Origin of the sequence: Arthrobacter sp. H20 (assembly GCF_000520515.1) — a bacterium.
Lineage (GTDB): Bacteria > Actinomycetota > Actinomycetes > Actinomycetales > Micrococcaceae > Arthrobacter_D.
Window position 1 is genome coordinate 60,908 of record NZ_KI914718.1, and the last position, 8,687, is coordinate 69,594.

General features: G+C 61.8%; 10 protein-coding genes and 2 pseudogenes. 6 read left to right on the forward strand and 6 right to left on the reverse strand.

Annotation, left to right across the window (positions count from 1 at the left end):
- Positions 1-57: 57 nt before the first annotated feature.
- The 3 genes and pseudogenes from Y703_RS22915 to Y703_RS0105555 all read right to left on the reverse strand — a co-directional run.
- A pseudogene (locus Y703_RS22915) lies at positions 58-1,242 on the reverse strand (ATP-binding protein); the annotation flags it as partial.
- A 159-nt stretch (positions 1,243-1,401) separates the two neighbouring features.
- Positions 1,402-1,716 (reverse strand): hypothetical protein, encoded by a 315-nt coding sequence (locus Y703_RS21940; RefSeq protein WP_155849420.1) that lies wholly within the window; start codon positions 1,714-1,716, stop codon positions 1,402-1,404.
- A 307-nt stretch (positions 1,717-2,023) separates the two neighbouring features.
- Complete coding sequence (locus Y703_RS0105555) at positions 2,024-2,497, reverse strand: Lrp/AsnC family transcriptional regulator (RefSeq protein ID WP_026551918.1); 474 nt, start codon at positions 2,495-2,497, stop codon at positions 2,024-2,026.
- 137 nt (positions 2,498-2,634) lie between these two features.
- On the opposite strand from Y703_RS0105555, the gene Y703_RS0105560 reads away from it, so the two are divergent.
- The 3 genes from Y703_RS0105560 (at position 2,635) to Y703_RS0105570 (ending at position 4,871) form a co-directional block, all read left to right on the forward strand.
- Positions 2,635-3,879, forward strand: coding sequence for an MFS transporter (locus Y703_RS0105560; protein WP_026551919.1), 1,245 nt, complete (start codon positions 2,635-2,637; stop codon positions 3,877-3,879).
- Positions 3,880-3,999: 120 nt separating this feature from the next.
- A complete protein-coding gene (locus tag Y703_RS20730; RefSeq protein WP_051427337.1) occupies positions 4,000-4,677 on the forward strand; it encodes an ArsR/SmtB family transcription factor in 678 nt (225 codons plus the stop codon).
- Positions 4,674-4,871, forward strand: a complete 198-nt coding sequence (locus Y703_RS0105570; protein ID WP_026551920.1) for a hypothetical protein — start codon at positions 4,674-4,676, stop codon at positions 4,869-4,871. Before Y703_RS20730 ends, Y703_RS0105570 begins: the two co-directional genes overlap by 4 nt.
- A 59-nt stretch (positions 4,872-4,930) precedes the next feature.
- Here Y703_RS0105570 and Y703_RS0105575 read toward each other — a convergent pair whose 3' ends face one another.
- Genes Y703_RS0105575 through Y703_RS0105585 form a run of 3 tightly spaced genes read right to left on the reverse strand, consistent with a single transcriptional unit; the run spans position 4,931 to position 6,952 of the window.
- Positions 4,931-5,446 (reverse strand): Lrp/AsnC family transcriptional regulator, encoded by a 516-nt coding sequence (locus Y703_RS0105575; protein WP_026551921.1) that lies wholly within the window; start codon positions 5,444-5,446, stop codon positions 4,931-4,933.
- Between the two features lie 43 nt (positions 5,447-5,489).
- On the reverse strand, positions 5,490-6,518 hold the full coding sequence (locus Y703_RS0105580; RefSeq protein ID WP_035763970.1) for a nitronate monooxygenase: 1,029 nt from the start codon (positions 6,516-6,518) through the stop codon (positions 5,490-5,492).
- On the reverse strand, positions 6,515-6,952 hold the full coding sequence (locus tag Y703_RS0105585; protein ID WP_035763971.1) for a MarR family winged helix-turn-helix transcriptional regulator: 438 nt from the start codon (positions 6,950-6,952) through the stop codon (positions 6,515-6,517). The genes Y703_RS0105580 and Y703_RS0105585 overlap by 4 nt, the downstream gene beginning before the upstream one ends.
- 97 nt (positions 6,953-7,049) lie before the next feature.
- On the opposite strand from Y703_RS0105585, the gene Y703_RS0105590 reads away from it, so the two are divergent.
- The 3 genes and pseudogenes from Y703_RS0105590 to Y703_RS21945 all read left to right on the forward strand — a co-directional run.
- Complete coding sequence (locus Y703_RS0105590) at positions 7,050-7,481, forward strand: NUDIX hydrolase (RefSeq protein ID WP_026551924.1); 432 nt, start codon at positions 7,050-7,052, stop codon at positions 7,479-7,481.
- Positions 7,482-7,490: 9 nt separating this feature from the next.
- Positions 7,491-8,450, forward strand: a complete 960-nt coding sequence (gene rsgA, locus Y703_RS18180) for a ribosome small subunit-dependent GTPase A (protein WP_035763986.1) — start codon at positions 7,491-7,493, stop codon at positions 8,448-8,450.
- 46 nt (positions 8,451-8,496) lie between these two features.
- Positions 8,497-8,687, forward strand: a pseudogene (locus Y703_RS21945) (hypothetical protein); the annotation flags it as partial.

Sequence of the window (8,687 nt, forward strand, 5' to 3'; positions counted from 1 at the left end):
GCCCAGCGAAGACTTGAGGCTCACCGTGCCGCCGTGGGCACCCACAATTGCATTGACAATCGTCAGGCCAAGGCCCGAGCCTTCGGTTCTCTGTCCGTGGGCACCCCGGACAAAACGATCAAAGATGCGGTCCTGATCCTCAGCGGGCACACCGATTTCCTCGTCCCGGACCCAGAGCGACAACCCGGTGCGATCCATCCGAGAACCGACAGCTATGGTGGAGTCCTCCCCTGAGAATTTCACTGCGTTGACGACCAGCTGTAGCCAGGCCTGAGTGAATCGACGCTGGTCAAGCAGGCAGGTGGACTCGGCTCGCGCATCAATGGTCCAGCGTCGGGCTCCCAGTGGACGTGCCTTATCCAGAACCTCATCGGTCAGCCGTCCAACCGCCACCAGCTCAGGTCTCACAAAGCCGGGCCGGGTGATGCCCGCCAGGGTTACCAAGTCGTCAACCAGCAGGCGCATTCGGTCCAGTTCGTCCAAGGCAATACCGCGTACCGTTGCGACGTCGGCCTGATCAGTTGAGTCCTGAAGTTCCAGGTGTCCCTGCACGATAGTGATAGGGGTCCGCAACTCATGCCCGACGTCGTCCAGCAGCTGACGTTGTGAGGTGAAGGACTCCTCCTGCCGTTCGAGCATCGCGTCGACGGTCCGGGTGAGGTCGGAAAGGTCGTCGTTTTCTGACACTGGTATCCGTTCGGACAGATCGGAATCCCCAATGTGCTGAGCGGTGTTGCGCAGCAGCCGGATCGGCATGAGAAGGTTTCCGACCAGCAGCCAGCCAACGACGCCGATGAACACGAGGGTGCCGAAACTGATCAACGCAAAGGCTGTGAAGGTCTCGTTGAGCTGACCGTGTTCAGCGCGAGCGTCATAGGCCAAAACATACTGGCTGGGTGAGGCATCTGCTGACAACTGGACGGGTACTATCAGCGCCCGGTAGGTGGTCTCATTTGTGGCGATGCTTGTGATGCTGACCCGTGAAGGATCTGCCTGGGTAGCTACGTAGCCCACTAGCTCGGCGTCGTCCTCGAGCCTCAGTTGCACGGCTGGGTTAGCGAGCAGAACCGCCTCGCCGTCGCTCATCCCCAGCATGCCCTCGTTGGGCGCCGGAAGTGTGCGCTGCATTGCAACGAAGATCAGTTCCTGCGCCTCGGTGAAGTCCTCGCGGGTCGTCGGATCGATCCCGGTGTCGAGAAGCGACTCGAATTCGAGAAAGTTTCGTTCCAGCGAGTTGTCCATGTCAGCGTTGATATCGCTTTGCTGCCGCGCATAGCAGCAGATCCTGCCACGACTAGTCCCAGAGCAGAGAGGGCGAGGACCGCCCCGAGCACACGCGTTCTGACCGTCCAATAGCCGCGCAGCGCCGAGGAAATCCGCTGCCAGCGGCGGCGCTGGCCTTCAGCGGCTCGCGAAGGCTCGACGTCGACAGGCCTTAAGGTGTCCGGCTCTTCGGTCTCCTGCGCTGCGCGTGCGGGCGCCGGGGCGGCTGCGGACAGCGGCAGGCTGGCGCGACAGATGATCGTTGGTGGCCCCGGTGGAGGAGCGAATGAGGTCAGTGCCCTGGCTATGCGGAGGTCTAGCCATCGTCCATGCCGTCGTCGTCGCCCCGCCGTTGTCCAGTTCCAGGTCATGGTCGTCGTCACCGTCGTCGTCCAGTTCCAGGCCGTCGTCATCATCGACGCCTCCTGGGACGGGAGGGAGCTGAGGTACCACTTCAGCAGGCTGGAGGGGAACGTCGGGGGTTCTCTCCGGTTCTGGACTGGGATCGGTGGTCGCTCCCGTGCCGGACGGGGAGGACGCTGGGACGGGCCCGGTTTCCCTGGAAGGAATTACAGATTCGGTAAACGATGAGCCCAAATCCCCTGGGACTGGATCTGCCAGGGATCCCATCAGGCCTACGCCGGCGGCTACCGCACCGCTTACGCACACGCCGCCCACTAGCCACAGATGGAGCGAGAGGATCCTATCTCCTAAGTATCTCCCCTAAAAACGAGATGCACATGAGAGCTCGGAAGGAATTTCAGTGCTCCTCGGCGAGGGAACGTAGCAGCGGTTCAGTTCGATACGGGATGTGCTCGTGAAGAGCAAGCACTGTCTCGGTGCGGATGACTCCCTTGATTCGAAGAATCGATCGGAGTGCCGACTGGAGATGATGAGTGTCAGTTGCGGTGACGCGGCACCAGATATCGCCGCGGCCGGAGATCTCATGAACCTCAAGTACCTGATAGAGGCGGCGCAGACCAGCAATAACTCCATCGAGTTCGCGGTGGGTTACCTCAATGGTAACGAAGGCGGCTACGTCATAGTTGAGGGCTTCGAGATCGAGTTCGCGGCCACCGGATCGAAGGGTCCCGGACCGCAGGAGCCGTCGGATTCGGGACTGTGCTGTATTGCGGGCAACGCCCAGCTGGTCGCTGAGCTCACCGATTTGCGCTCGCGGATCGCGGACCAGTTCCAGTAAGAGCCGGATGTCGACGCCGTCCAACTTGCTCATCACGTGCACTTCCTTTCAATAGGAGAGTCCGAATTTGCTCATTTTGATCAAGTTTACTGTCACAGATGTTCCCAACACCCCTTTGGGACGGAGAATAATGGGGATATGTGCTGTCTGGTCTATTGTATGGAGGCAGCGTGAGTTTTCTCAGCGAGCTGCGGATGAAACCTTCGGATAAGGATCGCTGGAGTTGGGACGCGTCGCTGAAGAGTCGGCTGATTCTTGCCGCAACAGTGATTTCCTCCCTGCTGATCGGCGCCAATCTGGCGACGCCGCTGTATCCCCTGCTGCAGGCTGAACTCGGTATCTCGTCATTGGAAGTCACTGTGGCATTCTCTGCCTACGTGGTGACGCTCGTGGTCGGGTTGCTTTTGGTGGGGCACTGGTCCGATCACGTTGGGCGGCGCGCAGCGCTTGTCCTGGCAATTGTGATTGGTTTCGCTGGTGCAGGAGTATTCGGAGCGGCGTCCTCGTTGCCCATGCTGGTGCTCGGGCGTTGCCTCCAGGGGGCATCGGTTGCACTGGCGACCGGAGCAAGCTCTGCGGCGCTACGGGATCTGTTGCCCCATCGGCCGGATTGGGCCTCACGGTTTACTTTGTTGGCGTCGGCGGGAGGTGTCGCCGCGGGGCCGATCATCGGTGGTTTGCTCTCCCTCCTGCCAGACCCGACCCGCACGCCGTTCGCCCTGTACTCGGTGATCTTGCTGATGCAACTGATTCCCCTGTTAGTGCTGAGGGCCAGGCCGGCCATCCGGTTAGCCGACCAGTCCTCGCCGATGAACGCTTTGAAACCACGGCGTCCCGCCGTGTCGCGGGCTGCGGGGCGAGCATTCTGGAACGCATCTGCAGTCGGATTTCTTAGCTTCGCTGTTTTCGGATTCACCCTCAGTCTTGCGCCGACGTACTTTGCCTCACTTGCTGACACCGACTCGCGGCCGCTGATTGGCGTGCTGGCCGCGCTGGTCCTGGCATCGTCCGCACTCAGCCAATTAATGAGGGTACGCGGAAAGCATGTCGTAGGGTCGGGGCTGGCCGTGCTCGGCCTGGGGGTAGCCCTGATTCCGGTCGCGGGGGCGTTGAACAGTGTTCCACTCCTAGTGCTCGCTTGCGCTGCCGCCGGTGCAGGGCAAGGAATGGCGTTTCGCACGGTCTTCAACGAGGTCTCGCTGCGGGTAGAGGCATCACAACATGCCCAGATCATCAGCACCCTCTACGTCCTTACGTATCTGGGGAGCACTCTCCCCGTTGTAGGGCTTGGTGCTGCGGCGCAGATCTGGGGGCTGGACCAATCGGTGGCGGGTTTCGCGGGCTTGATCGCGCTCGCCAGTCTCGGGCTGGCTGTGCTGAACCTGCGCCGCGCGCTTCGTTCTCAGTCGATCTAGGCATGTCGTAAGCGGGCTGCCTGAGCGTCGGGGGAAGTGAAACCTCACTTCCACTGAGTGCAAAGATAACTCTGCAAAGAAATGCTTGCAAAGTTATCTTTGCAGTCTTATCCTTGACTCATGACTTCACATCCTGAGCCCAGCCCCGCATCAGCTGACCGCACTCTTGATCTGGCCGGGCTCAAGGCGCTGTCCCATCCACTGAGAATCCAGTTGCTGGAACAGCTATCCCAACTTGGTCCCCAAACCGCTAGCTCGCTCGCGGCACGGCTCGGGGAATCGAGCGGGGCCACGAGCTATCACCTTCGGCAACTGGCCAAACATTCTTTGGTCCGGGAGGTTGAAGGAAGGGGATCGGCGAGGGAGCGATGGTGGGAGCGTCCCCCTGGCGCCCTCAGTCTCTTTTCCAGCGATCTCGCCTCGGACCCAGCGGCCCTGCACGCTTCGAAGATAGTCAACCGGGAGTTTGAGCACCACCGGGCCGTGCTGTTGCAGGACTTCATGGAACAGGGCTACGACTACCTCCCGCAAGAGTGGTTCGAAGGCTCGGTGATCGCTACGTTGAATGCGCGATTGACTGCGGAACAGTTGGCCCACATCACCGAGGAGATGCTCAGCCATGCCAGAGCACTTCTCGCACCATACCGCGATGGCGCTGCCACGGACCCGGCCGCGCGCGCCGTTCAGATGCACCTCAATGCCTTCCCAATCCTGCAGGGGCAATTTGATACGCCCGTGCACCATCAGCAATCCTCGGCTCCACCCGAGTCGCATGAAGAAGAAAAGAAAGAACCATGACCACCTTCGCCACGTATTCCCCGTCCATCCGCCCCACGGGTTTTGACGCCCTGCTCATCCTGGTGGGCCGCCGTCTGGTCTCCACCGGAGAGCGGCTGGCTCGAGAACATGCCCGCTACAGTGAGGCAGTGCTCGCCCATGACGAGAGGCGGAGGGATCTCGCCGCCGCCCGGCACTCGGGCCTGTGGCCCTGAGTTGCGCGTCATCACCGCGGTGGAGGATTTCTCCGGAACGGTGGCGACGCGGTGCGGTGTTACGGCAGCACGCCGGTGTTACCCGGCAGGTGGTTGAACACGAGGGTGGTTTCGGTGTGGCCCACAACCGGGTCTGTCGTCAGATGGTCAAGCACCCAGTCTCGGAGTACGTCGGTACTCGGCACCGCTAGGTGCAGAAGATAATCCACCGACCCCGCAACATGGAAGGTTGAAACCACTTCGGGGAGATTGGGCACCCGGGCCGTGAAACGGTCGATCTCTTCGCGGTTATGTCCCTTGAGCTGGACCGAAACCATTGCCTGCACTGCCCGTCCCACCGCTCCGAAGTCCAGCTGCGCGTGATATCCACTGATCACTCCGCGCTCAACGAGCTGCCGGGTCCGTAAAAGGGCAGTTGATGGCGCTACCCCGATCCGTTCGGCCAGCTGCGCATTGGTCATCCGTGCGTCGGCTACCAGCTCCCTGAGAATCAGTTGGTCAGTCTGATCGAGTACCAGCGGGTCGCGGGGGCGCGTGGTGGTGGCTGCTGGATCCGGTGGGGCCTCTTCAGCCATGGTCAAGCCACTTCCTCGTGAACGACGGCGGTTGACCTCCACCCTATCGGTCAAGACCGGCCACCAGCTGGCTGACCAGTTCCGCTGCCGGCATTGATGGAGCAGCGCGATACCCGGTCCCCGCCCACAGGGCCATTGCGTCAGGATCGCCCGCTGTCGCTGCTGCCGCCCGTAGCGGTGACGTCACGTGGTGCAGCTCAGGATAGCCCGCCGGAGCGTCACGATGGTCGCGCATGAACTGGTTCTCAAGCCCCCGTGCCGGCCGTCCGCTAAACGCCCGGGTCAGTGCGGTTCCCTGAAAGGTTGGGGAGGCGAGCGCATCCTTATGCAGCTGAGGTGCGCCGCTCTCGTGGGTGCGGACCAAAAGAGTCCCGAGCTGAACCGCTGCAGCGCCGGCTGCGAGTGCTTCGTTGATGTCCGAGGCACCGGTCAGTCCGCCCGCTGCGATGAGTGGAATCGTTGAGTGGGGGAAGAGCTCAGACGTTAGGGCTGCAACATCGGTGAAGGGGGCGCCGGGCGGAGCGTCAGGAGCAAAGGCTGCGCTGTGACCCCCTGCTGCACTGTGCTGCAGCACCGCAGCATCCACCCCGTAATCCTGGGCACTGAGGAGTTCCGAGTGGCGGGTCACTGTCGCGATCACCACCGTGCCACGTTCCTTGAGCGCCCGGATGATTTCACGGTCAGGAAGGCCGAACGTCAGGCTCACGAATGGCACCGGCTCAGCCAGCAGAAAATCGATCTTGGCGCCCCAGGCGTCGTCGTCGTACGTAGGCTCGGGGAGAGCGACGCCTAAACGGGCTGCCATGGCGCCCAGACTGGTCCGGTAGGCCTGGAGCGCAACCGTATCGATCGTCGGCGGCCCGGGAACGAACAGGTTGACTCCGAAGGCCAGTCCATTTGCTCTTACCTCGGAAATCTCGGACTGTATGGCCGCCACCGGTTTATAGCCTGCAGCGAGGAAACCGAGGCCACCGCCCCGGGCGACGGCTGTGACAAGGGCAGGGGTAGACACCCCTCCGGCCATCGGCGCGACGAGGATGGGGGAGGGAAGCAGCGGCCCGGCCTTCCTCATGCGTTGTGGCCGGTGAGTGCTGTGGTGCAGTTCGATATCAAGCGGTCCAGTTGGCGCCGGAGGCCCGGATCGTCGACGCCATCATCGACGCTGTCGAGAGCCGCTTCCAGTCCGTGCCAGGCCGTGTCGGTCAGGCGTCGACCGGAGAGCGTCAGGTCCACCACATTGGCCCGTGGATCCTTGCTGCTGATGGTGACATCCACCAGACCGCTGGTTTTCAACTGCTGGATTCGCTGGGTGACCGATGCCCGGCTCACATCGAGTGAGTGTGCGATCGCTTGCTGGGGAGAAGGCCCAGCAATGCGAACGGCCAGCAGGACCAGGAAAGGAGCGTAATGGATGCCGTGGTGGGTCAGAAGGTATTCATCCGAGACCCGATTCACCAGGGTGGTCGCCCGGTGCAGTTTGAACACAGTCGATTGCCGTAGATCCATACTGTTAAGTAGTTAACATTTACGGGACGGCGTCAAGTGCGCAGATCCCTGGTGCTGACCTGATCGATTCCGGGGGTGGATAGCTAGACTTGCCACCATGGGTGGCAGATGGGACACGAGGGTTGGAGCTTACGGGCTCATCATCAACGACAGGAAGGTTCTCCTGGCGCACTGGAACGAGGCAGGCGCCACTGGGTGGACACTCCCCGGTGGAGGCCTGGAGCTGGGCGAAGATGCGCCGGAGGCAGCTGTGCGTGAAATTTATGAAGAAACTGGCTACGTTGCTCAGCTCGATGGACTGCTGGGAGTAGACAGCCTGCACATCCCAGCCTCCGATCGTCACAATGGCTCTTTTCGGCCACTGCACGCCCTGCGGGTGGTTTATCGTGCCCATACCGTCGACGGGTTCCTCCGCCACGAAGCTAATGGATCCACCGACAGGGCCGCATGGGTGGACCTTGCCGAACTGCGGGCCGTCGACCGGGTCAGTCTGGTCGATATCGCTCTGGCGATGGGGAATACAGAATGAGGGCCGGTCATGAATACTCTCCAGCAGTATGGGTTCACCGAACGGATTAGCCGTCTCTTCGTGACTCAGTTTCCTGACTCCAGGCTCAGCCCTGCACGGGTGGTCCGGGTGGATCGGGGCAGGTTGGTCGTGGCGGGTGCCCGCGGACTGGTGCACGTCGACGCCTATCCCGGCGCTGTGACGGGCGACTGGATCGCGCTGGGCTCCGCTGGCGCACTTGCCCCGGGCGACTTCGCACCCCCAGCAGTGGTCGGCCTGATGCCGCGGTTCTCAGCCCTGCGGCGCAAAAAGGCCCACGACCCGCTGGCTGAGGCGCAGCTGCTTGCCGTCAACATGGACATTGTTGGAGTTATCGTTCCCATTGATCGCCCTATCTCGTCCAACAGGCTCGATCGCACCCTGGTGGCAGCGTGGGACTCGGGTGCGGTCCCGCTGGTGATTCTCACCAAAGCTGACCTGAGTAGCCGGTTCGACGACGTAGTGGCGCAGACCGTTGAGCGAGCTGGCTCAGCTGAGGTGATTACCACCTCGGCCGAATCCGGCGACGGGCTCGACGAACTTCTTATCCGCCTGCATCCAGGGCAGACAATGGTCTTGATCGGTCCCTCGGGTGCTGGTAAATCCAGCCTGGCAAATTCCTTGGCCGGGAAACCCGTGCAGAACACGGGTGAGGTGAGGGCCGCCGACGGGCGTGGCAAACACACCACCACCGCACGCGAGCTGATTCCGCTCCCCGGGGGTGGTGTCCTGATGGACACTCCTGGTCTGCGCGGATTCGCTCTCTGGGACGCAGAGGGGGGCTTGGAGGTGGTGTTTAGTGACATCGCTGAGCTCTTCGCCACCTGCCGATTCGCTGATTGTCGCCATGGACCAGAACCCGGATGCGCAGTGCAGGCGGCGATTGATACCGGTATCTTGGAGCGGCGGCGGTGGCTGAGCTACCAGAAGATGGAGCGCGAGCTAGTGTAGCGTGTCGTTGATTCCTTTGGGGCTGATTGTTTGTCAGACTTGATTCATGGTTTATTTGGCGAGGGCATTGGAGTTGCGTGACGGGGACAAAGGTGCCCTGGAGGCGCTGACTCGTGGGAAAGCATCGACCGCGACAGTGGCTCTGCGGGCGCGGACGGTTTTGTTGGCTGCCGACGGGGTGCCGAATTTCCAGATCGAGAAGATGACAGGGTTTTCGGCGCCAACCGTTTTGAAGTG

Excerpts from the sequence above, each read along its gene's own strand:
- Y703_RS0105580 (WP_035763970.1), bottom strand. The coding sequence starts at position 6,518 with ATGAGGAAGGCCGGGCCGCTGCTTCCCTCCCCCATCCTCGTCGCGCCG.
- Y703_RS0105590 (WP_026551924.1), top strand. The coding sequence starts at position 7,050 with ATGGGTGGCAGATGGGACACGAGGGTTGGAGCTTACGGGCTCATCATC.
- rsgA (WP_035763986.1), top strand. The coding sequence starts at position 7,491 with ATGAATACTCTCCAGCAGTATGGGTTCACCGAACGGATTAGCCGTCTC.
- Y703_RS0105575 (WP_026551921.1), bottom strand. The coding sequence starts at position 5,446 with ATGGCTGAAGAGGCCCCACCGGATCCAGCAGCCACCACCACGCGCCCC.
- Y703_RS0105555 (WP_026551918.1), bottom strand. The coding sequence starts at position 2,497 with ATGAGCAAGTTGGACGGCGTCGACATCCGGCTCTTACTGGAACTGGTC.
- Y703_RS0105585 (WP_035763971.1), bottom strand. The coding sequence starts at position 6,952 with ATGGATCTACGGCAATCGACTGTGTTCAAACTGCACCGGGCGACCACC.
- Y703_RS0105570 (WP_026551920.1), top strand. The coding sequence starts at position 4,674 with ATGACCACCTTCGCCACGTATTCCCCGTCCATCCGCCCCACGGGTTTT.
- Y703_RS20730 (WP_051427337.1), top strand. The coding sequence starts at position 4,000 with ATGACTTCACATCCTGAGCCCAGCCCCGCATCAGCTGACCGCACTCTT.